This is a genomic window from Trueperaceae bacterium (genome assembly GCA_036381595.1).
Taxonomy (GTDB): domain Bacteria; phylum Deinococcota; class Deinococci; order Deinococcales; family Trueperaceae; genus DASVCN01.
In genome coordinates this window covers 170,141-195,319 of the sequence record DASVCN010000024.1, presented here as the reverse complement: position 1 = coordinate 195,319, position 25,179 = coordinate 170,141, and the positions used below count along the sequence as shown (strand labels likewise).

The window sequence follows — 25,179 nt, the reverse complement described above, 5'->3', positions numbered from 1 at the left end:
GGCTCTGTTCCCGCTTGCCATCCAGCGGTTCGCAGCGATACCGGTGGCGGTGGCGTTCATCTGGCTGGGCTACGCCCTCGTCGCCCAGATAGTTGGCAAACGGGCACGCGCCTCGCTCTCGCCAGCAGGCGCGCAGGCCATTCCAGCGACGTACGAGTAGTGAAACGAGGGGTCGGGCAGAAGGGCTTACGTCCGGAGGCCCGACCTCTCTGCTCCCTCCACGTGCCGAGCTCGGCGTGGGGCCCCGAACAGGCTGGCTGTTGGCGGTTAGGTTCCGCTTGTGCCGCGCTGGAGTCACTCGACGGGCCGGTCGCGCGTCAGATCTCGACTAGTCGTTGCACGCACCGCAGGTTGGCCATGCTACCCGGTCTATGGCGGTGGTCTTAATCGCCGCTGCGGGCGAAATCAGCCAAGCTCTCCGTTCGCGAGCCGCCTCAGCAGTCGTTCGCGCCTCTTCTCGAGTTCGTCCGGCTCGCAGTCTTGGCATTCGGCCGCAGCAGCGACCGACACCAGTGCCGCCCTGAAGTCGTGCCAGCTGTGCTCCTGCGCCTTGGCGAGTTCCACCCAGGCGGCCGCCATCCCCTGCCTGCCCAGCGTGCGCCACAACTTCGCGGCTTCTTCGAGGCGTCCCAAGCGCTTGAGCAGGAGGGAGGCGTGCCAGCCCGCTTCCATCCGCGCGCTCGCAGCCTCCAGATAGCGGGCGAGGGCGAGTTCTACCTCACCCAGTCGCTCCATCCAGAGTCCCATGGCGTGCGCTTCGTGCGCCAGGGCGGTCGCCGGATCTTCGACCAGTCGCTCGAACTTGGAGCGCAGGGCGGCCAAGGCCACGATGTCGGTTTCGTTGTGCTCTATCACGCCGACCAGACCGCTGGCGTCCCAACTACGCAGGAACTCGAAGTAGCGGGCCGGCACCTCGAAGCCGGGCACATCGTTGAGGCTCCTGGAGGCGCCGAGGATGCGTCGTTCGACGGTAGTGAGCGAGCAATCGGGCAGGGTCTCGCGCCAGAATCGCCTGGCCAGGTGCAGCAGATCGAGGTGGGGTACCTGCGCCAGCGGGTCGGGCAGGCCGTGAAGAGCGAAGCGGTTGCGCAACAGGGGCAGGTCGAACGTGGCCCCGTTGTATGTGACTACCGCCGAGGCGCCCTCTACCAGTGCTGCGAACGACCTGAGTTGTGAACGCTCGTGTTCCGGCCCGGGCAGGAAGAGCTGGCGCACCTCGAAACCGTGCTCATCGTGAACTCCGACGCCGATGAGGAAGGCGAAGGTACCAGTGCCGCCCATCAGCCCGGTAGTCTCCGTGTCGATATAGAGGACCGGGCCCCCTTCATGCGGAGCCGCCGCACCGGCATGCCGCATGAGGAGTGGATGGAGGCTGCTGTTGCCGATCGGCTCCCTACCGTGCCTGGCGCCCCTGGAGTGCCGAACCTCCCTCAACAGGTGGACTCCATCCTCCCAAGGGACAGGCCGGGCATCGAGTTGGGCGGCAGGTCGGTCCAGGCTGCGGGTCGACGGAGGTGCTTCCGGTTCTCGCACCGTGGCCACGTCACCTCGAAGCGCCCTGAGCCGTTGCAGGAGCTCGCTCAAGTCAACGCCCCCAGCAGCGCCGCCGCTTCGCCCTTGCCGGCATGTCCCAGTTCACCGGCCGGTCCCACACAGGCGGGGCAGCCGTCCTCGCAGGAGCAGTGCGCCACCAGGTCACGGGCGGCACCGACCAGTTCTTCGTGCCGCTGCGCCAGTTCCTGAGCGAGTCCGACTCCGCCCGGGACCGTCTCGTAGATGACGAGTGCTGGTGCGCCAGCCGCCAGGCTGCTGGCAGGCTCGGAGTGGACGCCCAGATCCTGGGCGTCGCACATGACGAGCAGGGGAGCGAGCGAACGGAGCGCGTAGGCGGTCGCGGCGAGTCCGCTCCTCACCCTCACTCCCTGCTCCGCCTGACGGTGGCAACCCGGGCATAACGTAGCCAGGTTGTCGAGCCGGTTCGCCTGCTCGGCCGATGCGAAGGCGCGGAAGGGGATCTTGTGGTGAACGTGGAGGACGCTCCCGTTCCCCTCAGCCGTTCCGCAGACCTGGCAGCGGAATCCGTCGCGCCTCTTCGCGGCGGACCGGATCGCGGGCCAGCTGCGGCCGTAATCGTTGGCGTCGTTGGACCAGCTGCCCTGTCGCCGCAGCATCTCGACGGTCTCCTCGGTCGGTGAGAAGCCGTAGGCGACGGTGTGCAGGGTGGTTGGTTCGAGGTCGAGTGGATAGCGTCCCAAAGTCTCGAAGGTTTGCCGCACGATGCGCCGGTAGCCTACTACCTTGTCGGTCACGACCACCTCGCCCATGAACTTGCTCGCCCCTGTGACCGGTTCCTGCTGGAGTTCGCCGGCCGGGTCGATCCTCGTCTCACGCGTCGCTCTGGTGAGGTAGCGGTCGCCCGTTGGCTGGAGCCGGGCGATCCGCCGTTCGAGGTCGAGTTCTTCGACGAGATACGGCTCACCGTCGTGCAGGTAGACGGCGTCCTGGTGCACCATCCACCGGGAGCTGGCCGCGTCCACGATGCCGATGGTCTTCTCGCCCGAGACCAGCGTCACCTGGTCGTTAGCGGCCGAGCGAAGGCCCACCTCCTGCGCCGGGTAGGTCTGGCCCAACCAGTAGGCGCGACCGCCAGCGAGGTGCGCCTCGCCCTCCTCCTGGAGCTGGCGCATGAGCAGCCAGACCGCCTCGGGCTCGTAGCCGCCGAACGACTCCTCATCGGAGACGGCAAGTTCGAAGGCGGCGCAGCGCAGGTGATCGAGCGCGATCAGCAGGTGGTCGGGGTCGATCAGGGCACGTTCGGACGAAGCGCCGAAGAGGTGCTCCGGGTGCCTGGCCAGGTACTGGTCGAGCGGTCCGCCGCCCAGGACCAGGATGCCGGTGCCGGGACGGCCGCGCCGGCCGGCACGCCCCACCTGCTGGCGGAAGGCAGCTGCCGAGCCCGGGTAGCCGGCCACCACAACCGCATCGACGCTGCCGACATCGACGCCCAACTCCAGCGCGTTCGTGGACACCACCGCACGCGCTTCACCACTCCGCAGCTCCTCCTCGATGGCGCGGCGCTCCTTCGGTAGGAGCCCGCTTCGGTAGGAGCGGACGCCGGCAACCCGTTGGCGCAGGCCCAGAACGGCTTCCTCTGCCCCCTGTCTGGAGCCGCAGAAGACGAGGACCTGCTTGCCGCTGTTCACCAGCCGCTGTGCGATGCTCACCGCCTCCTGTAGCGCCGGCCTGCGCAAGCCCAGTTCCGCGTTCACCAGCGGCGGCTGCACCAGCAGCAGTTCGCGCTCTCCGTGGGGAGCGGTGTCGGCAGCGATATGGCGGACCGGAGTCCCGCTCAGATTGAGTGCGTGGTCGAGCGGGTTGCCCAGGGTGGCGCTGGTCAAGACGAAGGACGGCCTCGCCCCGTAGTGCCGCACGACCCTCATGAGGCGACGCAGGACACCCGCGATGTGACCGCCGAAGACGCCGCGGTAGGAGTGGATCTCGTCGACGACGACCAGAGAGAGGCCCTCGAGGAAACGGCGCCACAGTGTGTGGTGGGGGAGGATGCCGGCGTGGAGCATGTCCGGGTTGGTGATCAGGCTCCTGACCGTGGACCGGATCTGCGGCCTTCGACCGGAAGGGGTGTCGCCGTCGTAGCTCGCTACCGTGTCGCCGGACAGGCCCGCGCCAACTGCGAGCTCGGAGAACGACCGCCCCTGGTCGTGAGCCAGCGCCTTGGTGGGGTAGAGCATCAGGACCGTGGCCGCCGGGTCGTTCAGCTGCTTCGCCAGGGCCGGGAGCTGATAGGCCAGGCTCTTGCCGCTGGCTGTTCCGGTCGTGAGGAGCACGTTCTCGCCTGCTTCGACCGCATCTATCGCTTCCCGCTGATGACGGTAGAGGCGGGTGATGCCGGCTTCGTGTAGGGCGGTCGCGAGCGGCGGGGGCATGTGTTCGGGCAGTGAAGCGAACTCGCCTTCGGAAGCGGGCAAGACCTGGCGGCCGACGACCTCGGCGCCGCTCGGCGCGACCAGTCTCAGGATGTCTGCCGGACCCGAGGCAAGGGCGACCTCTTCGCTCACATCACCATGATGCCATCGGCAAGGTCCGGACGGTCAAAAGCCCCTTCAGAGAGCTACGCTGACGAAGTCATCAGAAACGTCCACCGCTCGGTGAAACAGTTGTAGACTCGGCGAGTTCGCAGGACCGGTCCCGTCCGATGGACTGGATGCGCTGCCGTGCCTGCGCGCGAAGTCGTCCCCCACATCTCAACAAGAGGTCTCCTCCCATGCCCAGCTCGAACACGTCAGGACAAGGCCGCAACTACCGTCTTTCCCAGCGCGACTGGAGCACGATCATCATGCTGCTGATCGCTGCCTTCACCGTCATCCTCAACGAGACGATCATGAACGTGGCGTTGCCCACCCTCATGGTCGAGCTCGACGTCGAACCCAATACCGTGCAGTGGCTCTCGACCGCCTTCCTGCTAACGATGGCCGTCGTCATCCCGATGACCGGCTTCATCCTGCAGCGGTTCACCACCAGGGTCGTGTTCATCGCCGCGATGTCGCTCTTCAGTCTGGGCACGCTGCTAGCGGGCATCGCGCCCGGCTTCCTGCCGTTGCTGGTAGGGCGAGTGGTCCAGGCTTCGGGGACGGCGATCATGATCCCGCTCCTCATGACGACGATCCTCGGGCTGGTCCCGGCAAATATCCGCGGCGGCGTGTTGGGTACGGTGAGCATCGTGATCTCCGTGGCTCCGGCACTGGGGCCGACCGTCTCGGGACTGATACTCAACGCCCTTCCGTGGCGCTTCATGTTCCTCCTCGTGCTGCCCATCGCCCTGGTGGTCCTGGTGATCGGCGCGACCCGGCTGGTCAACGTGGGTGAGGTGCGACGCAGCTCGATCGACGTGGTGTCGGTGGTGCTTTCGGCGTTCGGTTTCGGTGGCTTCGTGTACGGCGTGAGCAGGGCCGGCGAAGGCCCGGGGGCGTGGAGCGATCCGCAGGTCGTCGCAGCGATGGTCGTGGGTGCGCTGAGCCTGGTCATCTTCTTCGCCCGGCAACGGGCGCTGCAGAGGAGTGGCGATCCTCTGCTGGACCTGCGCGCCTTCCGCTATCCGATGTTCACCCTGAGCGTCGCGATCTTCATGATCGTGATGATGGGACTGTTCGGGTCGATGATCCTGCTTCCCATCTATCTGCAGAACGTGCGCGGCTTCGGATCGCTGGAGACCGGTCTGCTGCTGCTCCCGGGCGGGGCCCTCATGGGCCTCGCCGCCCCCATCGTCGGCCGCCTCTACGACCGCTACGGTCCACAGGTGTTGACCACCCCCGGTGCGGCGCTCCTGACACTGATCCTCTGGCGCTTCAGCACGATCACCGCGGATACTCCCGTGGCCGTGCTGCTCTCCCTGCACCTCGTCCTCAGTCTCGGAATGGCCATGATCTTCACGCCGCTGATGACTACCGGCCTCAATCCGCTGCCCGCCCGCCTCCACTCGCACGGCAGCGCCATCATGAGTACGCTCCAGCAGGTAGCCGGCGCCGTCGGCACGGCACTTCTGATCACGATCATGACAAACCGGGCAATCGTCCTGGGCCGAACCGTCTCGACCGATCTCGCGCAGGCGGCGGGCCTCAGGTCGGCGTTCGGCGTAGCCTCCGCCATCGCCCTGGTTGCTCTCGTGCTGACCTTCTTCCTCAGGCGTTCCCTGCCGGAAGAGGTCGAAGAGGAGGAGCACGCTCAGATCGTCCCCACTTCCGAAGCGGCTGCTCTATAGAGTTCAACCTCCCGATCTCGAAGTGATTCGCCCTCTTGCGGGAGGTCGGGTTCGAGGTCGAGGACTATCTCGAGCCGAGGCTCGCCTCCCCGGAGGTGGCTGACCGCTTCTCCCAACCTGCCAGCTGGGCCTACCGCTACCCCGGTGAACAGGTATGGAAGCTGCGCAAGCGGTAACGGTCGGGACGCGATTCGGTCATCGGCCCAGGCGGCGGTGCCGTCTGCTCGAGCCAGGGGTTAGAGTGCACGTCATGGTGCGATCTCTGGGACCACTGTCGTTCTCTTCGCCCGACGGTGGAACCGCAGCATCAGAATTCACGGGGAATATCCGTCCCTGATGGGCATGTTCTTCCGATGAAATCGGAAGTCGAATCCCGCGGACCGACGAGCGCGCTCGAGTTGCTGCGGGGTGTGTTCGGTTACGACGAGTTCCGGGGGCAACAGGAGGCGATCATCGCGCGGCTCGCCGAGGGCGGCGACGCGCTCGTGCTGATGCCCACCGGAGGCGGCAAGTCGCTCTGCTACCAGATCCCTTCGATGTTGCGGCCAGGGGTGGGCATAGTCGTGTCTCCGCTCATCGCCCTGATGCAAGACCAGGTCGACTCGCTGAGGCTGCTGGGCGTCGAGGCCGCTTACCTGAACTCGACCCTGGACAGGCAGGAGGCGGGCCGAGTCGAATCGGCCCTGGTGGCCGGCGAACTGGACCTCCTCTACGTGGCTCCCGAGCGGCTGCTCACGCCACGCTTCCTGGAGTTGCTCGACCGTTCGCCTCTGGCGCTGTTCGCCATCGACGAGGCGCACTGCGTCTCGCAGTGGGGTCACGACTTCCGGCCCGAGTACCTCAGCCTGTCCCTGCTTGCCGAACGCTTCCCGGCGGTTCCGCGAATCGCGCTCACCGCTACCGCCGACGCCGTTACCCGTCGTGAGATGGCACAGAAGCTGCGCCTCGAGGAAGCCCGCTGGTACGTCGCCTCGTTCGACCGTCCCAATATCCGTTACACGGTGGTGGAGAAGCAGAACGCCCGACGACAACTGCTGTCCTTCTACCGTGAGAAGCACGAGGGTAACGCGGGCATCGTCTACTGCATGTCGAGGCGCTCCGTGGACGAAACGGCCGCCTGGCTGCGGGAGCAGGGGGTATCGGCACTGCCGTACCACGCCGGGCTCGACGCCGCCCGAAGAGCGCGCCATCAGGAGGCGTTCCTGCGGGAGGACGGTGTAGTAGTTGTCGCCACCATCGCTTTCGGCATGGGGATCGACAAGCCCGACGTGCGCTTCGTCGCCCACCTGGACGTGCCCAAGAGCCTGGAAGGTTACTACCAGGAGACCGGTCGTGCCGGGCGCGACGGAGAAGCGGCAGATGCGTTCATGACCTACGGCCTGACCGACGTAGTCGCCCTACGACGGCTTCTGTCACGGTCAGACACCGACGATGCCCACAGGCGTGTCGAACAGCAGAAGCTCGAGGCGCTGCTGGGCTACTGCGAGAGCGCCGGTTGCCGGCGACAGGCGCTGCTCGCCTACTTCGGGGAGGAGTTGCTCGGACCGTGCGGCAACTGCGACACCTGCCTGAACCCTGTCGACACCTACGACGGCACGGTCGAGGTGCAGAAGCTTCTGTCCACGGTGTTCCGCACCGGTCAGCGCTTCGGAGCTGGGTATCTGATCGATATCCTCACCGGCAGATCGACCCCTCGGGTGAAGCAGTTGGGGCACGACAGGCTGAGCACGTTCGGTATCGGCGCCGACCTCGCTGCCCCCTCCTGGAGGCGCGTCGTGAGACAATCGACCGCCGCCGGTTTCCTGACGACCGACGAAGACGGCTACGGCTCGCTGAAGCTGACTGGCGCGAGCGCTGCAGTGCTCAGAGGCGAACGGAAGGTAGCCCTCAGGCGGGATCCGCAGCCGGCTCCTGGCGTAGCCGGTCGAAGGCCTGCCAACGACCGGCGGGCCCTCCGGCCATCGGGACCAGAAGGGGAACTCTTCGAAGAATTGCGGAGGCTGCGCAGCGAGCTCGCCAGGACCCAGGGCGTCCCACCCTACGTCATCTTCCACGATTCGACGCTGCGGGAGATGGCCGAGCGCAAGCCCCGGAACGAGGTCGAACTCGCGAACGTATCGGGCGTGGGCCAGAAGAAGCTCGAGCGTTACGGGCAGGCGTTCCTCGCCGCGATATCGGTGTTCCTGGTCTGATCGTGGCCGGCGCCGATCGGGAGCTCGCTCGGGTCTCCGGCAGCGGTCCGCGTCATGAGGATCCTACTGCTCGGCCGAGGTGGACGGCCAGAAGGCCGAGAGACAGGCTGACGACGAGGTAGCCGACGCTCCACGCCAGCCTCCCGTCTTGCAGCAGGGCATGGCTCTCGAGCGAGAAGGTGGAGAAGGTCGTCAGGCTGCCGATGAAGCCGGTGGCGACAGGAACCGTGACGCTGGGAGGGAGGTTCCTCGCGGCGCCCAAGCTGACCAGGAGGCCGAGGAGGAACGATCCCACCACGTTCACGGTCAGGGTGCCCACCGTCGACGCGGAGACGGGGGATCCGGGGACCAGATGAACCGCCAGGATCGAGGCGGTGTACCGGGCCAGGGCGCCGAGCGCGCCGCCCAACATCACTCCGAAGATGAGCAACTTCTCCTCCTGAAGAGGCGCGAACCGCGCTCCTCCTGAACCGTCAGCCGTCAGCCGAGCAAGCATACTCGCCCACGGAACGAACGTAACACCCGCAGGAACGGTTCGGCGACAGTAGCCTCGTTGCTGCCGCCCGGCGCGCTTCGCTGCCGACGCGAGCCGGGTATCGATTGCCTTACTGCTGCGGACCCCAGGGCGTTGCTCGAGGTGGATCGGGGAACGAGCCGCGCCCGAAGAACACCTTGTGCGCGAGGGCCCGGAAGGGCGGCAGGCGCAGGGTCGCGCAGGCGAGCTCGGCCATGGCGGGTGAGCGGACGGCGGCCAGCGCCTGCCGCAGGAGCAGTCGTGAGCGGAACCGGTCGCGCAAAGGCGCGCCGGCGTAGGGCGCCAATGCCGCCTCATCACCGGTGTCGAGGAAGGCGGTCGTCACCGATGCCGCCAGGGCCGATTGCCGGAGGCACGGGTCGAGGCCTCCGGCGGTAAGGGGTGACACGGCACCGGCGGCGTCCCCCACGAGCAGGCCCTCCGGGCAGACGATGCGACGCAAGATGCCGCCTACCGGGATGCGGCCGCCCCGCCGTTCGCTGGCAGCAACGCCCTCCAGCCCGAAGAGTGGTGCGACCCGGGAGCGGAAGCTGCGGAGCGCCTCAGCCGGCCGAAAACGGGCGGCATAGCCTCCAACGCCCACGTGCATCTCCTCGCCGTCGTCGACGACCCAAGCGATGTAGCCAGGCGCCAGTACCGGATCGAGCCAGACGTGGAACGCCGGAGGCGAACCGGTCTCGATTCCGTTGAACACCTCCTCGACGCCGACGATCCAGCTGCTGTTCTGCTCGAGGCCCAGGGCCGCGGCCACGCGCGATGTGGCTCCGTCGGCACCGACGATGAAGCGAGCGGCGACGCTGACGGTCCGCCCGTCTCGCTCCAGGGACGCGACGGAGCCCGACTCCCGGGCATCGAGCGCCGAGAAGGTCGTTGCCGGCCACCACTCCACACCGCTGTGGAGGCAGGCCTCCAGAGAACGACAGTAGAGTCGCTTCATATGGCCAACCCGGAACTCGTCGTGGCGGCTCTCGAGGGGAAGTCGGCGCCCTGCCGGGGAGTAGAGCACCACCCGCCGTACCGGCGGGCCCAGGCAATCGTCCGGTAAGGCGAAGCTCTCCAACGTCCTGCGAACGAAGATCCCGGTGGTGTGGACGGCATGGTCGACCGCCGGCTTGCGGTCGACGAGGAGGACCTTCGCTCCGCGCTCGGCCAGCCGCCGCGCGCACTCCAAGCCAGCCAGGCCGGCGCCCACTACCAGTACGTCGACCTTGGCGGTCATCGGCAGTCCAAGGCTCCGGGGCCGCGCCGGACCGTCAGGCGGGGCTCCTTGCCGCTCCTGTAGACGGGCCGTGTGAAGAGTACGAGGGCGCTCAAGAGAACCGGAACAGCACCGGGAATGCGAAGGCGACTATCGCGGCCCAGATGACGAAGACCTGAAGGTAGGAGGTCTGCCACTCCCACAGCTGAGAGAAGGCGACCGTTCCCCTGAGGAAGCCGACGTAGACGAGTGCCGAGCGGGCGAGGTTGACCAGCAGGACCAGGTTCAGACCTAGCGCCGCGACCCGGTTGGCTGTGAAACCGAAGTCGGAGATGCGGGCTCCGATGGCCCACAACGCGAGGGCGTCGAGCAGCAACGCGGACACCACGAGTGTCAGATGGATCCAGTCGAGCAACCCGGGGGACGCCAAAGGGTCCCTGGCCGAGACCGAGTAGAGGAGGAGGCCGAACACGACCACGAGCAGGAGGTCGAAGGCGATGAGGATCTCCCGCCCCACGTCGATACCCTGCCCGGTCCACGCCATAGTGGCGATGAAGGCGAGGAGCATCAGGGTGAAGAGTGGGGCGAAGATCCGAGCCAGAACCGGGGCGATGTTCTCGATCACGCTCTGCTTAGCCTCCACCAGCCAGGACGCGATCACGGCGGCTCCGGCTGCGCCGCAGGGTGCGAGCCACGACTCGACGAACGGCTCGGCCTCTACCCCGATCGCCTGGAAGAGGCCGATGACCAGAGCGATCAGCACGCCTCCGCCCAAGGCGATCAGCACGAAGTAGATGAACAGTTCGCCTGTGAAGCGGATGAAGTCCATCCGCCGGCCGCTGGAGCTCCAACCTCCACCGACGTACGCAACGCCGACGAAGAGCCAGAGGGCGATCGGCAGGTGGATGACGGTGAGGAACCTGGTCTGTGCGCCCGGGGCATCGGAGAAGGGAAAGGCGTTGACGAGGAGCGCGGCCGCCACCAGCGCGCCCGCCAGTTCTATGCTGCGCAACCTGGGTAGCCCCCGTTCCCAGGCGAAGTAGGCGGCGACGAAGGGGAAGACGAGGAAGGTAGCATTCAGAGGGTAGAAGGCCTCGTCCATACTGAATTCGATGCCGAACAGCGCGGGCGCCTTCATCGCCGCCGCGGCCGCGAACGCGAGAGTGAGCGCCACCCAGGTGCTTCGAGACTCCTCTGATGCGGAACTGCCGCTTCGGTTGCTTCCGTTGCCCGAGAGGACCAGTTGCTTCCAGAGACGCTCGGAGTGTTCACGAGCGTACTCCCTGGTGATGGCGTCTATCGCCCCGATCCGTTTGACGGCCACCAGGAAGGCCTCGTCTGGCGACAGCCCCTTCGATCGCAAGCGCTCGATCTGCTCGCGGAGGTGGTCCTCGAGTTCCTCGGCGTCCGGGCTGCTGACCGCTCCGCCCTTGCTCAGGTAGGCACGCCAGGCCTCGATCTGCCCCTCGATGGAGTCAGGGGGCGCTCCGACACTTGCTTCCTGGGCCTTCGGTTCAGCTCGCATCAGGAAGCGGAGAAAGCCCGGCGCCGTCCGTGGACTCTGAAAGGGTGGACCAGAGCCGGCGGAGCGTCTGATCGACCGTGAGCCACTGGCGCTGTTCGTCGAGAAGCTGGCCGCGCCCGGTCGCGGTGAGGCGGTAGTACTTCCGGCGCCGGCCAGATTCGGACCTCTCCCAGCGGGAGGTTATCAGGCCGAAGCGTTCCAGCCGGTGGAGGATCGGGTAGAGCATCCCGTCGGTCCACTCCAGCTCGCCGCCCGAGAGGTCGCGAACCCGGCTGAGGATCGCGTAACCGTAGCTGTCCTCCTCGGCAAGGATGGCGAGGACGAGCGGCGTCGATGAAGCGGCAACGAGGTCCTTGTTGATGTTCACCGGGAAGGTCCGGGAACCTGGCGGCCCAGGACGCCGGTCGATCGTGCCGATCCGTCTGATCTCCAGCAGAGTAGGTCGAGTGGAAGCATAGGACCACTATACATAGCAGTCACAGGTATAGCGCTGGTTCGCCGGGTCTCAGGAAAGGGACCTGGCGCGGAATGCCTGGCGACCAACCGAACCGCGGAAGCGAAGGATCGCCCACACGGCGACAGCGCCATAGCCGATAGCCACGAGAACTCCACTGTCTCCCGCCAGGTACTCGATCACCAGCGGCGAGGAAGTCAGTGTGAACAGGGGCAGGAGATCCCAGAGCAGATTGTGGGCCGAGTGTGCCAGGGCGGCCGGCCATACGCTCCTGGTCGTCAGGCGGAGGTAGCCGAAGAGGAAACCCGCTGCCGTCACCGTGACGAAGAACAGTGGCAGCACGATCAGGCGGCTGCCTTCGGGATGATAGAGAGAGGTCAGCAGCATGAAGGGCAGGTGCCAGAGTGCGTGCAGCAGTCCGGTGATGAACATCGCCCAGATCGGCCCCACGGTGGCTTCGAGGCGTGGCAGCAGATAGCCTCGCCAGCCGAGTTCCTCGCCCAACGAATTGGTCAGGGTGGTAACTACGAGGCTGAGGAGCAGCACCACCGGGAACACCAGCCAGAACCAGCCACGCGTCGAGTAGCCCTGGATCTCCGCGGGCACGGCGAAGCCGGCGGCGCCGCTCACCCACAGCACGACGAAGGCGAGGCCGACGACAAGCAGAGGCGCCAGTAGGGCAAGCCGCCACCCACCCAACCCCAAGCGGTGCAGCCCCAAAGAGGCCCAGCCGGCTCGGGAGTAACCTTCCCGCGTGACAACAAGCATCATGATCAGCACCGCGACGAGCGGCGTGAACATATAGACGAAGGTGGAAGCTCCGGGTGTGAGCGCCACGCTGAGGCCTAGGAGCAGCGATATCACGTAGAAGGCCACGGCTTTCGCCGGATCGGACAGGTGGGGGAACATCTCTTTCTCCTCGGGTACTTCTGCCGGTGCAAGGGGGAGCTGTTCCTGTCTAGCGCCGGGGACAGCGACCCACCTGAAGCAAGCACGAAGCGTACACCATTTCTCGGCGCGTGCCGACGATTCCCAGGACAGATGCGGCTCGCTCGTGACGAAGTCCCGCGCCGTGGCCAGGCAGGGCGGGAGCGACAAGAAGCAACGGCCACGGAGACGCCGGACGCGCCATCGAAACTCTCCCCGTCCGCGCATCCGCAGATAGGAGTCAGAGGAGTACGGCGACTTCAGCCGAGAGCGACTGAGGGAGTGCCATGAGGAAGTAATGCCGAGCTACCAGTCGTCCCGCGGGCTTCACAGTTACCGTCGCTCAGATGAGGCTCCTCTACTGGCTGTTGGCATTCGTCCCCATCGCGTTCTATCTCGAGTACAGCCGGGCATCTCCCGCATCGATCTTCGTCTCCGCCGGACTCGCGATACTTCCCCTGGCGGGACTCCTGGGCAACGCTACGGAACGGCTCGCGGCCAGAACCAACTCCACGGTAGGAGGACTGCTCAACGCAACCTTCGGCAACGCCAGCGAGCTGATAATCGCCTTCTTCGCCCTCGAAGCCGGAAAGTTCGGCGTCGTGAAGGCATCGATCTCCGGTTCCATCATCGGCAATCTGCTGTTGGTGCTAGGCATGGCGCTGTTCATGGGAGGTCTTCGACACACCACGCAAACCTTCAATGCACGTACCGCGCAGGTCACGGCGAGCTTGCTCACGATCTCCGTGATCGCCTTCATGGTCCCGGCGCTCTTCGACTTCACCGAACGGACACTGGGCGTGGAGAGCAGTGCGATACGCGTCGATGACGCACGGCTCGCACTGGGAGTCGCCATCGTGCTGATCATCCTCTACACCGCGAACCTCGTCTTCACGCTGGTGACCCACAGCGACCTGCTCTCTACGGCCGACGAGACCCACGAGACCGGTGGTGAAGCGGCAAGCCCATTCGCCGCGCTTTCCACCCTCGTCGTCGCGACCGTCCTAGTCGCGTTCATGGCCGAGTTCCTGGTGGGTTCGCTAGAGGGCTTCACACGCGCCGTGGGACTTTCCGAGTACTTCGTCGGCATTATCATCATCCCTATCGTCGGCAACGCGGCCGAGCATGCCGCCGCCGTGCTGTTCGCCATGAAGGGCAAGATGGACCTCGCGGTGACCATCGCTCTCGGCTCGACGATCCAGGTGGCGCTGCTGGTGGGGCCCCTGCTGGTAGTCCTGTCTTTCCTGATCGGCAAACCCATGGACCTGGTGCTGCACAATCCGCTCGAATTGGTCACGCTGGCGGGTGCCGTCCTGATCGCGAACTCAGTAGCCCGCGACGGCGAGACCAACTGGCTCGAGGGCTTGATGCTTCTCGGTGTATACCTGATCGTGGCGACAGCCTTCTTCTTCCTCCCGAGCGTGAGCAGTTGAACTAGAAGGCAGAACTCTGCACATTCTCAGCATTTCTCGAGATAACCTCGGACCCTGATGAGTACGAACGCGGCCGCGAGCGTAGCCAGGCTGCTGATCGTCACCTTGACCGTCTTCACCCTCGCCGCAAACCCAACCCCGGCGCAGCAGTCGGAGGGGCTGGCCCAGGAGGAGAAGGAGACAGATCAGAGCACCGCTTCAGTAGTCACCGTGGTAGCAGCCGGAGATATCACCTGCGGCGCGCACGAGGAGACAACCGAAACCGCCTGCCGGATGGGCGATACAGCTGAACTCGTTCGAATGGCCGACCCCGACAGCGTTCTCGTACTGGGCGACGCCCAGTACGAGAAGGGCACGCTGGACGCGTTCCGGGAGCGATACGAGGAGTTCTGGGGACGGTTTCTGGACATCACTCATCCCGTCCCCGGCAATCACGAGTACGAGACGAAAGACGCGGCAGGCTACTTCGCCTACTTCGGTGGTCGAACCGGCGAACCTGACAAGAGCTGGTACGCCTTCGACCTCGGGGCGTGGCGCCTCTACGCCATCGACTCCGATTGCAAATTTCTGGAGGGCGGTTGCGGTTCAGGCTCCCCGGAGTACGAGTGGTTGCGAAACGACCTGGAGCACACCTCCACCAGCTGCATCCTCGCCTACTGGCATCACCCGAGATTCTCATCAGGCAGGCACGGTGACGAGCGGAAGATGGCGGATATCTGGCAGCTGTTGCAGGAGTTCGGGGCTGATCTCGTCCTCTCGGGACACGATCACGATTACGAGCGCTTCGTCCCGATGAACTCAGCAGGTGAACCGGCTGCCGACGGGATACGTCAGTTCGTCGTCGGCACGGGTGGTAGCACGCTCTACGACCTCGAGGACGCCCGTGAGGGGAGCGCGGTCAGCTATGACGACACGTTCGGCGTGCTGGTCCTGGAGTTGAAGGAGCACGACTACGACTGGCGCTTCTTGGCAACGGATGGAGAGGCCGTTCGAGACGAGGGTGAAGGCGAGTGCGGTTGAGCTGTCGCTCCAGACCAGGGATCCCGGATGGCAGGCTAAGCGCATTCCGTAGCGGGGCAGCCGCTACTCGTGATCCTCGCGGGGGGTCCGTGACGGTGAGCGGGGAAGAAGTGTCAGGAAAGGGGCCCGGGAGCCGACGCACAAGGGGCGAGAAGGCGTCCACGAGCCGACGAAGAAGGGACGAGCACGTGCTTCGCTCGTCCCTGCCTGCTTTCACCTGGTGGGTCGTGTAGGGCTCGAACCTACGACCCGCTGATTAAGAGTCAGCTGCTCTACCGACTGAGCTAACGACCCAAGCAACTTGCCAATATAGCGGTTGTGCGCCCGCTGGTTCAAGCGCTGAGGATGCATCCCGGCGGTTCCGGTTGCCAGTATCGCTCGTCAGGTATCCCCCCGCTTGACGGCGTCGACCCACGGCCTCAGTTCTTCGGGCGTCAACCGTCCCCACGGCTGCAGGCGGGCGTCGTGGTAACCCAACTCCTCTACGTCGTATATGTACTGGCTATTCGAGATGAGCGTTCCCCGGCAGAGGGACACATCCCTCTCTGCGACCTCGCCTCTGTCACTCAACAGGTGGAGGGAGAGCTCGGCCAGGAGGTGCTTCGGGACCAGCGGGATCAGGTCGGGATAGACGTAGCCGAACATCGTCAGGTGGGCGAGCAGGATCCGCCAGTTGTCGCCCGCCAGCCGCCTGAGCCGTTCCCAGTCGAGTTCGTGCGCCCTGGCCTGGAGGAGATGGATGACATCGTTGCCGTCGAAGCGGGTCCGGTCCATCAGTGCCGCCTTCGTCCAGATCAGCTCCTCGACGCCGGCCACATTGGCGGCAACGCCCCAGAGTTCGCTCGGTTCCCCGCGACCGAGCCACTCCTCCTCGACCTCCCACAAACCGCTCGCCGCCCGGTAGATGACGTCGACGAAGTGAGCGCCGTCGCACGCCTTGGCGATCCAGAACGGGTATGTCTTCTCGGTTTCGAGACCGCTACAGGCGAGAGCCTCCAATGCCCGGTCCACCTGAGATGGCGGCAGGAAGATGTCGAGGTCTTTGGTGTGCGGGATCCTGCCGGTGTAGTGGTGGGCGGCGTACGAACCCCCGACCAGGAACCTGATCTCGTGATCCCGCAACGTTCTCAATACCTTGCAGTAGAAGACTTCCGCCTCTTCACTCAAGCCCTCTATCGTGCCACTGACGTAGCTCATCGGACCTCCGAAGGGATCTGAGGGCAGCAGGCCGGACGGGACCGGCGGAGGCATTGCGCTACTCTATGTCGGCCTCGGGCCGAGCGAGTGTCGGTTGGTCTACAGGTCGCCACCGCTCCCGGCCGATCCTTCACGATTTCAGCCGACCTCTTCTATCCTCACCGCGTCTTTGCCCGATCGTTTCACCCGGTACATCTGCTCGTCGGCCCGCCGAAGCATGGCCTCTATCGACTCGCCTGCCTCGAGGAAGGTGCAGGCGCCGATGCTGAAGGAGACGGCGCTGCCCTCGGGTAGGCGTATCTTGGCGAGCGCGTTGCGTACCCGCTCGAGAATCTGACTGGCGGTCGGAGCGGGAGCGTCGGGCAGGAGGATCAGGAATTCGTCGCCGCCGATCCGCGCCACCGTGTCGGTATCGCGCACCTCCTCCACGAGAACGGTGGCGATCTCCTGGAGCAACTTGTCGCCGGCCAGGTGCCCGTGACGGTCGTTGACCGGCTTGAAGTCGTCCACGTCCATGAAGGCCAGGGTTAGAGGTGAACCGTAGCGCTCGAGCCTTGCCCGCGCGGCCCCGAGCATGATCAGCAGATACTGTCTGTTCGGAAGCCCCGTGAGCGGGTCGCTCAGCGCCATGATGCGGGCAGAACGCAACTCCTGCTGGGTGTTCCTCACCACGACCAGGGCGAGCGTGAAGAAGGCGACCCGGGTGAGGGTATTCCACAGCGGTATGAGGATCCCCGTATAGCTCGGCGTGGTGAGGACGTCGACCGTCATCCAGCCGAGCGCGGCCAGTACCAGCGTCGCCCAGGCGGCGAAGCGGCTGGCGATGCGCGCCATCACGACTATCGGGATCGTGTAGAAGAGCGACGAACCGAGCTCGGGCCCGGTCAGGTAGTCGATGAAGGCGATGAGTGGCACGAGCAGAACGATCAGCAGCAAGACAAGGGGGTGAGCCCGCTTCGGCCCCACCAGGCTTGGACGCTCGTTCATCGTCACCTCTGACGAACCGTATCGGCTGTTCCGGCACGTCGTGCTCACATTATCCACTGGCGCCACGCGTCCCCGTAGTGGTCATCTACCGGGCCGCTCGTTAAGGCATCCGGAAGCTCGTCGCAGTGACTCTTCTCCGTTAAGGCTCCGAACCGGGTTCGAGAGGGGAAAGTTACAGCAGAATGAGTCCTGAACTGCAATCCTTCGACCAACGAGGGACCTATGGGGGAATCCTCGTGGCGGAGGAATACCGGTGGCATCACGTCAACTTCATCCGGGCGAACTGCAAGCCCGCAGTTCGCGCTCACATCTCCTCGATGACATCCGGCGCAAGCGAGTTGGATTGGGCTGGGTTATCGGATCACTACTGGCATTCGCGTTGCTCGCCCAATGGCCGCCCCTCGCAGAGGTGACAGTACACGGCATGTACGTGCCCATCATCGTGGGCGCCTACTTCTTCGGCTTGCGCGGAGCGCTGGTCGTCGCCGCGGCTGCCGGTCTGGCACTGAGCCCGCTTACGACGTTCGCTGCCCTGGGAGACCTCTCCTGGATCTCGCGGCAGCTCTTCTACCTGGTCGTCGCCGGCATCTCGGGACGCCTGCTGGGGCTCGTGGACGAGCGCCGGCGCAGCCTCATCCGCACCCAGATCACCGCACTCAAGAGCTTCGCGGTCGCCGTCGAGACCGAAGACGAACCCGACGGTGAGCACTGCGACCGGGTCGCCGCCAACTCGCGGACCCTCGGCGAGGCCCTCGGTCTCAGGGACCGTGAGCTGGAGGAGCTGTACTGGGCGGGTCTGCTCCACGACATCGGCAAGGTGACCGTCCCCCGGGAGATACTCCGCAAGCCGGGCGGGTTGACCCTCGAGGAGTACCTGGTGATGCGGCGCCATGCCAGGCTGGGCGCGAACCTGCTCAGCTCCATCGACAGTTTCCGCCGCGTTGCGGAGGGAGTCGGCGCTCATCACGAGCGTTGGGACGGCTCGGGCTACCCTGGCGGCCTGCGCGGCGAGGACATACCACTCTTCGGCCGGATCCTGGCCGTGGTCGACGTTTTCGAGGCACTCTCGAGCGACCGCCCCTACCGGAAGGCGCTAAGCCGGCAGGACGCCGTCGAGGAGTTGCGCAGCGGCGCCGGCAGCCAGTTCGACCCGGCGCTGGTCGAGACCTACTGCCGCCTCTTCGAGGAGGGCAGGGTACAGGTCGCCAGCCAGCCCGAGGCCGCGGCCGAGCAGCCCAGGCTCCCCCTCCACTCCCAAGGCAGGTCGCTGAGCGGACCGAACTGAACGTAGGGCGCGAGCCAGGAGCTCACGCCCTACGACATTTTCAGATGGTGGAGCCGAGGGGATTCGAACCCCTGACCTCGTGAGTGCGATTCACGCGCGCTCCCAACTGCGCCACGGCCCCTTACGGGATATCGCGCCCTCCACGGCCCAGGCCGCTTGCGAGCGACCGCCAGTATAACAGAGGGGCCGCGGCGGGCAAGTGGAGGGCGCTGCACACCGGGCCGATCCGCGAGGCCTACTCCGCTTCGAGCCTTAAGCGCAACTTTAAGAACTGCTCAACAGTTTGTCATTCGTCCCTGTTATCTTGGGCCGATGAAACGTCTTGCGCTGCTACTCGTATCGCTGACGCTGGTGGGCCTGACATTCGCTCAGGAGGCCGCGCAGAACCCGATAGAAATCCGCATAGAGACCTTCCTCGTGAGCGTGGTCCAGGGAGACGAACAGCTGCGTCCCGCGACCACCGCCAGGCCGGGGCAGATCGTCGAATACCGCATCACCGCGATAAACCGGAGCGAGGAGACGCTGCCCGAGGGAATCGTCGAGATCATCGGTCCCATCCCCGAGGGCACCTCGTACGTGCCCAACTCGGCAACCCCCGCTTCCGAACGGGTGCTCACCGAGTACTCCGCTCCCGGGAGCAACGAGTACTCGGCCGAACCGGTGATGGTGGGAGAAAGCGAAGACCGCGAGGTGGCGGAGCCGAACACGTACGACGCCATCCGCTGGACTCTGCTCGTTCCGATGGAGCCCGGCCAGGAGGAAACGTTCTTCTACCGGGTGCAGGTGGACCAGGACGACTGATCCGAGACGGAGGGGTGCGCCGGCGAGGTCCGGCAACCGATCCAAAGAGAAGAGACCGGAAGGGCGTCCGGTCTCGCTTCTCTTCCTTGGAGGGGTCGTCCTGCTTCCGCCAGGACTGTGAGTCGTTCCGGGAGGGTGCTGCCTTGCCCTTGAAGGCCGAGTTTAGGGGCAAGCGGCGACCGAAACTGTAAGTAGGGGTGAGATGAACGTGAGTGCTCTGCAGGCGGAGACACCACTCTGCCCTTACGCCTCGCTCCGCTCCTCCTGACCCTGGTACTGGAGTTCGTAGAGCCGCCGGTAGTAGCCGCCCTGCTCGAGCAGCTCGTAATGGTTCCCCTGCTCGATCAGTTTGCCCTTGCGCATCACCATGATCCGGTCCACGTCCTGGATCGTCGAGAGCCGGTGCGCGATTATGATCGTCGTGCGCCCCTGCATGAGCTTCTCCAGCGCATCCTGGATGAGCTCCTCGGTCTCGGTGTCGATGTTGGCGGTCGCTTCATCCAGCACGAGCAGGATGTCGGGGTTCTGCACGAGCGCCCGGGCGAAGGCGATGAGCTGCTTCTGGCCGGTCGAGAAGCCGGCTCCGCGCTCCCGCACAGGTGTGTCGTAGCCTCGCGGGAGGTGCTCGATGAACGAGTGGGCGTTCACGAACTTCGCCGCCTCGATGACCTGCTCGAGCGGGATGGTGTCGTCCCCCAGAGTGATGTTGCTGCGCACCGTGCCCGTGAAGAGGAACGGGTCCTGCAGGACGATCCCCACGTGCCGCCTCAGGTCGATCTGCTCGTACTCGCGCACGTCCTTGCCGTCGATCCGCACCGCTCCGCGCTGCACATCGTAGAAGCGCGAGACGAGGCTGATGATGGTGGTCTTGCCGGCCCCGGTGTGACCCACGAACGCCACCGATTCGCCGGGCGCGATCTCGAAGGAGAGGTCGCGCAGGACCCACTCTTCGTTCTGGTAGGCGAACCATACGTGGTCGAACTCGACCTCGCCGCGGAACCCGCTGTCGAAGCCGAGCGGATCCGCGGGGTCGGCCACGAGCTCCGGCGTGTCGAGCAGGCCGAAGATCCTCTCGCTCGAGGCCATCGCCGCCTGCATGATGTTGTACTTGTCAGAGAGGTCCTGAAGGGGGCGGAAGAACATCGTGCTGTACTGGTTGAAGGCGATGAACACCCCGATCGTGACCGCTTCGGAGAAGCCGGGCCCAAGCAGTTGCCGGGCCGTGTAGTAGAGGATCAGGGCGGTCGAGATCCCACCGACGAGCTGCACTGCGGGGAAGAAGAGGCTGAACCAGCGGACCTGTTCGACCTGGGCGTCGAGCAGCCCCAGGTTGATGCGGTCGAACGCCTGCTGGTTGCGCGTCTCGCGGTTGAACAGCTGAACCGTTCGCATCCCCTCGAGGTTCTCCGCTAAGTAGGCGTTGGAGCGGCTTATGCGGAGTCTCACCGTCCGGTAGGCGTCGCGGATGCGGGTTCGCAGGAAGTTCAGCGAGAGGAAGAGCAGGGGCATGACCGTCAGCGTGATCAGGGCCAACTGCCAGTTGATGCTGAACATGTAGACCATCAGGCCAACGATGAGGCCGACGTCGGCGATCAGTCCCACCACGCCGTTGGTCATCATCTGCTGGATGGCGTCCACGTCGCTGGTGATGCGGGTGATCAGTCGGCCGACCGGGGTGCGGTCGAAGAAGCCGAGGTGGAGCCTCTGTACCTTGGTGAAGATCTCCTCGCGGATGTCGTAGATGACGTGCTGGCCCAGCCAGGATACGAGGTACGTGTAGCCGTAGCGCAATCCGAAGTTCAGCAGTCGTAGCCCCACGTAGATGAGCACGATCGTGGTGAGGCCGTCGAGCCGCTGATCGATGGTCCAGCCGTTGAAGGGCGCGCGGTTGGCCACGATGTAGTTGTCGACCGCGCGCGCGATTAGAGACGGGAACGCGGGCACGAGGACGCTGTAGGAGAGCAGCAGCAGCACTCCGAAGAAGAGTTGCCAGCGGTACGGCTTCAGGTAGCGGAGGAGCCGCCGCATTATCTGCCCGTCGAACGCCTTCTTGAACGCCTGCCCGTCCTCGTCGAAGTCGCCTTCGCGGCGCAGCTCCTTGCGACGGTGACGGCGCTGCTCGCGGTGCTCCGCCTTGGCTTCCTCGACCGTGTAGCGGCGGTCGCTCATGTCGGTGAGGGGCCCTTTCGGCAGGTTGACGTCGGCCATCAGGCAGCCTCCAGGTCGGCTTCCAGCTGCTGGCGGCGGTGCATGTCGGCGTACCAGCCGTCCTGCTCGAGCAGCTGCCGGTGGGTGCCCTGCTCGCTGATCTTGCCCTCTGCCATGACGAAGATGCGGTCGCAGTTCTGGAAGGCGGAGAGGCGGTGGGCGATGACAAGGGTGGTGCGCCCCTTCTGCACCTGCTCCAGCCCCTTGAGGATCTCGGCCTCGGTGTGGGTATCGACCGCCGAGAGGGCGTCGTCGAGGATAAGCACCGAAGGGTCGCGGATGATCGCTCGAGCGATCGCGGTGCGTTGCCGCTGGCCACCGGAGAGGGTTACACCCCGTTCCCCGAGGCTGGTGTCGTAGCCCTCCGGGAACTCCTCGACGTCATCGGCCAGCTGCGCCATCCGGGCCACCTCGCGGATCCGCTCCATCCGCTCGGGGCTGTCGTCCTTCGGTATTCCGTAGGCGATGTTCTCGGCGATCGTGTCGGAGAAGAGGAACGGTTCCTGAGGGACGACGCCGATGTGCCGCCTCAGTACCTCGAGCGGGAACTCCCGGATGTCGCGGCCGTCTATCAGTATCTGTCCCGAGGTCGGTTCGACGACCCGCCCGATCAGGTTTACGATGAGCGTCTTGCCGGCGCCGGTGCGGCCGGTGAAGCCCACGGCTTCGCCCGCCCGGATCCGGAACGAGACCCGGTCGAGTGCGGTGAAGTCGTCGAACCTCAGAGTCACGTCCCTGAACTCTATGTCGCCGCGGACCGTTCGCAGCGAGAAGTCGGTCTGAGGTCCGTCGGCGATGCGCGGCCGGGTGTTGAGGAGTTCAGCCAGCCTCCCCCAGGAGGTGACGCCCCGCTGCACGATGTTGGCGATCCAGCCGAGGGCGATGAGCGGCCACTGGATGCCTTCGAAGAGGAACACGAAGGCCGAGAACTCGCCGATGGTGAGGTCGTTGCCGGCTCCCAGCACGGCCCGGCCACCGAACAGCAGCAGCAGGGAGATGGTGGCGCCGAAGAGGAACTCCATGAGCGGGAACATCGGCCCCTCCACCTTGGTGAGGGTGAGATTGCGACGGATGAAGTCGTCGTTGAGGCGCTTGAAGTTGCTTATCTCGCGGTCCTCGACACCGAACCCCTTGACGACCCGGATCCCGTTGAAGTTCTCCTGGGCCATCGCCGATACGTCGGAGAACTGCTCCTGGACCCGTTCGTAGCGCTTGTGAACGGACTTGAGGAGGAGGAAGAAGGAGAGGACGATGACAGGCACCATCAGCAGGGTGAAGGCGGTCAGTTGGGGGCTCAATTGGAACATCCGCCAGAGCGTGAACCCGAGCAGGAAAGTGGTGTTCACTCCCTGGAAGATCGCGACCCCCACGAACATCCGTACCGCGTTGAGATCGGCGGTGAGGCGGGCCATCAGGTCGCCCACCCTGTGATCGTCGAAGAAGGCCGAATCGAGCCGGGTGAAGTGCTCGAACAGATCGCGGCGGATGTCGAACTGGATCTCCCAGGAGGCGTTGAGGATGGTGCGCCTCACGATGATGATCGCCAGGGCAGCGATGGCCGTCGAGGCGAGCAGGGCTCCGATGTAGCCGAGGACGTCGTCCATCGTGAGCGTCGAACGGGTGAGGCCGTCGACCGCTCCGCCGACGATTATCGGTACCAGGGTGGTGAAGAAGCCGGATACCACCAAGGCCGCGAGTCCGGCCAGGTATCGACCCGGGTAGCGCCTAACGTATCGGGAGAGATCGCTGAAGGTCTGACGCACCGAGATTCCTTCCGGGTGACGAGCGAGGAGCCAGGCGACTTTTAGCTGCGGAGGAAGGCGAGAAGCTGCGGGCGAGTCGCGGCTATCCTTGCCTGGTGGCAGCCGCTCGGGCCTTGAGACCGGCCGATACTATACCTCAGTCGGCACCGTCTGTTACTTCCCCACACACATGCCACAAGGAGGTTCAGTTCGCCTGCAGATCTATGCCGTAAGGTTGATCGTTGAGGGTGAGGCTGAACCGGACCGGCCCCGTGACCATCGTACGCCACACCCCTTCGACGCTCTCTCCGCCCTCCACCCTTTCGACCCAGACGAGCCTGGTGTTCCCCTCGAGGTCGGTCGCGTAGACGCGGGCCAACTGCTCGGGGATCCCCGGCTCGATGAACCAGCGGAACGCGAGTTCCCTGGGTTCCGGTTCGCGGATGTTCGCCTGCACGTCGGGGGTGGGGATGACGAGCGGGTGGACGTTGACGACCAGAGTAAGCTCCCGAGCCCCTTCGGTGGCAGGTGGCGGCGACTGGTCGACGACCACTTCGGGGATGGTTCGATCTGCGATCTGCTCGACAGTGAGCTCGAGCGAGCCGGCCAACTCCCTGGCCTCCTCGAGGCTGAGTCCCACGAACGATGGCAGTCCCGACTCGTTGGAGGCGAGGTTCCGTTCGGGGCGAGCGACGGTTAGCCGCAACACCGCTTCCCCCTGCTCGACCGGCTGATTGGGGCGGAGCGACTGCGCCACGACGGTGCCGGCGTCACCGCGCCCCGCTGGCACGGCGTCCTCGAGGATCCTCTCGGGCGACAACCCGGCTACCCGCGCCAGATAGCGGGCCTCCTCGACCGGCAGCCCGACTAGGTCGGGGACGAACGTAAGTTGCTCGTTCGGCCCCGCGCTCACGAGCAGGTCGACAGTGGCGCCCTCGTAGCTCACCGTCCCCGCGGCCGGCGACTGGGAGATGACGAGTCCCGCCGCCTGCTCGGCGGGGATGCGGGCGACGGTCCCGATCTGCAGCCCGGTCTCCTCGAGGATGGCCGCCGCCTCCTCGGGATATCGGCGGGCGACGACACGTGGTACTTCGGCGGGGGTGACCGCGCCTGGGGGGAGAGCGTAGGAGAGCCTGACCGTGCGGCCCGGCCGCAGCTGCGTCCCGCTGGCCGGCTCGACGTTGAGAACCGTGCCGGCTTCTTCGGATGAGCCGATCGGTACCGGATCCACTCGTAGGCCGAGGCCGTGGAGCAGCGCGGCCGCCTCGTTCACACCGGCGCCCGCCACCCGCGGCACCACCACCAGCGTGTCGTTGGCCCGCTGTGTAAGCCCGGCATAGAGGAAGGCCAGCGCGATTATCCCCAGCAGGCAGGTGGCTGCGAGCGTTACCGCCCAGCGGGGAGGCACCGGCGCGCTACGCCGCGCCCTGGGCCTCGCTTCCTCTGGCCCTGAAGGGACGACGGTCGCCGGCAACGACGTTCCGTCGAAGGCGAGCCCGTAGAGGATCGGACGGCGGCCGTTGCGCCTCACGTCGGCGTCCTCGGCCCGGTAGCCGGCCGTGGCGAGGGCAGAGGAGAGCTCGTCATCGGCCGCGGCTGGCTTGGCGTCGACCGGCAGGTGCCAGGCAACGTAGTGGGCGCCCGGTCGTGAGACCACGTCGTAGACGGCCGCCCTGTCGGAGCGCTTGAGTCGCTTCACCGTTCGCCGGTAGTGCTCGAAGCGCGCTTCCTGGTCGGGCTCCAACTCGTACCAGACGATCCTCACCGCGGCACCATCGGGCGCGGTAGCCTCGAACAGTGTCTGCTCGGGCCCGAGTTGCTGCTCGCTGAGGATCTCGTACTTTCCGTCTATCAGGGGCATAACGATCCCGGCCACCTTCTGGCCAGTCGAATGATACC

Annotated in this window: 19 protein-coding genes and 2 tRNA genes; 7 read left to right on the top strand and 14 right to left on the bottom strand. The window is 65.6% G+C overall.

Going from position 1 to position 25,179, the window contains the following annotated elements:
• Positions 1 to 405: 405 nt before the first annotated feature.
• The gene (locus VF168_09030; protein HEX7004316.1) at positions 406 to 1,434 is read right to left on the bottom strand and encodes a ribonuclease H-like domain-containing protein; all 1,029 of its coding nucleotides are present in this window, start codon (positions 1,432 to 1,434) and stop codon (positions 406 to 408) included.
• A 146-nt stretch (positions 1,435 to 1,580) separates the two neighbouring features.
• On the bottom strand, positions 1,581 to 4,076 hold the full coding sequence (locus VF168_09025) for a DEAD/DEAH box helicase (GenBank protein ID HEX7004315.1): 2,496 nt from the start codon (positions 4,074 to 4,076) through the stop codon (positions 1,581 to 1,583).
• 206 nt (positions 4,077 to 4,282) lie between these two features.
• On the opposite strand from VF168_09025, the gene VF168_09020 reads away from it, so the two are divergent.
• From VF168_09020 to recQ, 3 genes are all read left to right on the top strand, one after another.
• The gene (locus VF168_09020) at positions 4,283 to 5,776 is read left to right on the top strand and encodes a DHA2 family efflux MFS transporter permease subunit (GenBank protein ID HEX7004314.1); all 1,494 of its coding nucleotides are present in this window, start codon (positions 4,283 to 4,285) and stop codon (positions 5,774 to 5,776) included.
• 35 nt (positions 5,777 to 5,811) lie between these two features.
• Positions 5,812 to 5,952 carry a hypothetical protein gene (locus VF168_09015; protein HEX7004313.1) on the top strand — a complete coding sequence of 47 codons (141 nt, stop codon included), beginning with the start codon at positions 5,812 to 5,814 and terminating at the stop codon, positions 5,950 to 5,952.
• A 177-nt stretch (positions 5,953 to 6,129) separates the two neighbouring features.
• On the top strand, positions 6,130 to 7,968 hold the full coding sequence (gene recQ, locus VF168_09010) for a DNA helicase RecQ (GenBank protein HEX7004312.1): 1,839 nt from the start codon (positions 6,130 to 6,132) through the stop codon (positions 7,966 to 7,968).
• A gap of 52 nt (positions 7,969 to 8,020) precedes the next feature.
• Here recQ and crcB read toward each other — a convergent pair whose 3' ends face one another.
• The 5 genes from crcB to VF168_08985 form a co-directional block, all read right to left on the bottom strand.
• A complete protein-coding gene (crcB, locus tag VF168_09005; protein ID HEX7004311.1) occupies positions 8,021 to 8,398 on the bottom strand; it encodes a fluoride efflux transporter CrcB in 378 nt (125 codons plus the stop codon).
• 175 nt (positions 8,399 to 8,573) lie between these two features.
• On the bottom strand, positions 8,574 to 9,722 hold the full coding sequence (locus tag VF168_09000) for an NAD(P)/FAD-dependent oxidoreductase (protein ID HEX7004310.1): 1,149 nt from the start codon (positions 9,720 to 9,722) through the stop codon (positions 8,574 to 8,576).
• 91 nt (positions 9,723 to 9,813) lie between these two features.
• Positions 9,814 to 11,226 carry a permease prefix domain 1-containing protein gene (locus VF168_08995; protein HEX7004309.1) on the bottom strand — a complete coding sequence of 471 codons (1,413 nt, stop codon included), beginning with the start codon at positions 11,224 to 11,226 and terminating at the stop codon, positions 9,814 to 9,816.
• Positions 11,216 to 11,593, bottom strand: coding sequence for a helix-turn-helix transcriptional regulator (locus VF168_08990; protein HEX7004308.1), 378 nt, complete (start codon positions 11,591 to 11,593; stop codon positions 11,216 to 11,218). Before VF168_08990 ends, VF168_08995 begins: the two co-directional genes overlap by 11 nt.
• 138 nt (positions 11,594 to 11,731) lie before the next feature.
• On the bottom strand, positions 11,732 to 12,589 hold the full coding sequence (locus tag VF168_08985) for a type II CAAX endopeptidase family protein (GenBank protein HEX7004307.1): 858 nt from the start codon (positions 12,587 to 12,589) through the stop codon (positions 11,732 to 11,734).
• A 365-nt stretch (positions 12,590 to 12,954) separates the two neighbouring features.
• On the opposite strand from VF168_08985, the gene cax reads away from it, so the two are divergent.
• Positions 12,955 to 14,040, top strand: a complete 1,086-nt coding sequence (gene cax / locus VF168_08980) for a calcium/proton exchanger (protein HEX7004306.1) — start codon at positions 12,955 to 12,957, stop codon at positions 14,038 to 14,040.
• 57 nt (positions 14,041 to 14,097) lie between these two features.
• Positions 14,098 to 15,060 (top strand): metallophosphoesterase, encoded by a 963-nt coding sequence (locus VF168_08975; protein ID HEX7004305.1) that lies wholly within the window; start codon positions 14,098 to 14,100, stop codon positions 15,058 to 15,060.
• A gap of 218 nt (positions 15,061 to 15,278) precedes the next feature.
• On the opposite strand, the gene VF168_08970 is transcribed toward VF168_08975, so the two are convergent.
• The 3 genes from VF168_08970 to VF168_08960 form a co-directional block, all read right to left on the bottom strand.
• A tRNA-Lys gene (locus VF168_08970) sits at positions 15,279 to 15,354 on the bottom strand.
• 87 nt (positions 15,355 to 15,441) lie between these two features.
• Positions 15,442 to 16,257: a hypothetical protein gene (locus tag VF168_08965; GenBank protein ID HEX7004304.1), complete on the bottom strand. Its 816-nt coding sequence runs from the start codon at positions 16,255 to 16,257 to the stop codon at positions 15,442 to 15,444.
• Between the two features lie 138 nt (positions 16,258 to 16,395).
• Positions 16,396 to 17,244 carry a GGDEF domain-containing protein gene (locus VF168_08960; GenBank protein ID HEX7004303.1) on the bottom strand — a complete coding sequence of 283 codons (849 nt, stop codon included), beginning with the start codon at positions 17,242 to 17,244 and terminating at the stop codon, positions 16,396 to 16,398.
• Between the two features lie 253 nt (positions 17,245 to 17,497).
• On the opposite strand from VF168_08960, the gene VF168_08955 reads away from it, so the two are divergent.
• Positions 17,498 to 18,529 carry an HD-GYP domain-containing protein gene (locus VF168_08955; GenBank protein ID HEX7004302.1) on the top strand — a complete coding sequence of 344 codons (1,032 nt, stop codon included), beginning with the start codon at positions 17,498 to 17,500 and terminating at the stop codon, positions 18,527 to 18,529.
• A 45-nt stretch (positions 18,530 to 18,574) separates the two neighbouring features.
• Here VF168_08955 and VF168_08950 read toward each other — a convergent pair.
• Positions 18,575 to 18,650 (bottom strand) — tRNA-Ala (locus VF168_08950).
• A gap of 191 nt (positions 18,651 to 18,841) precedes the next feature.
• Here VF168_08950 and VF168_08945 point away from each other — a divergent pair.
• Positions 18,842 to 19,330, top strand: a complete 489-nt coding sequence (locus VF168_08945) for a hypothetical protein (GenBank protein HEX7004301.1) — start codon at positions 18,842 to 18,844, stop codon at positions 19,328 to 19,330.
• A gap of 243 nt (positions 19,331 to 19,573) precedes the next feature.
• Here VF168_08945 and VF168_08940 read toward each other — a convergent pair whose 3' ends face one another.
• From VF168_08940 to VF168_08930, 3 genes are all read right to left on the bottom strand, one after another.
• Positions 19,574 to 21,538, bottom strand: coding sequence for an ABC transporter ATP-binding protein (locus VF168_08940; protein ID HEX7004300.1), 1,965 nt, complete (start codon positions 21,536 to 21,538; stop codon positions 19,574 to 19,576).
• Positions 21,538 to 23,301 (bottom strand): ABC transporter ATP-binding protein, encoded by a 1,764-nt coding sequence (locus tag VF168_08935; protein HEX7004299.1) that lies wholly within the window; start codon positions 23,299 to 23,301, stop codon positions 21,538 to 21,540. The genes VF168_08940 and VF168_08935 overlap by 1 nt, the downstream gene beginning before the upstream one ends.
• 184 nt (positions 23,302 to 23,485) lie before the next feature.
• Positions 23,486 to 25,141, bottom strand: coding sequence for a PASTA domain-containing protein (locus VF168_08930; GenBank protein ID HEX7004298.1), 1,656 nt, complete (start codon positions 25,139 to 25,141; stop codon positions 23,486 to 23,488).
• Positions 25,142 to 25,179 lie beyond the last annotated feature (38 nt).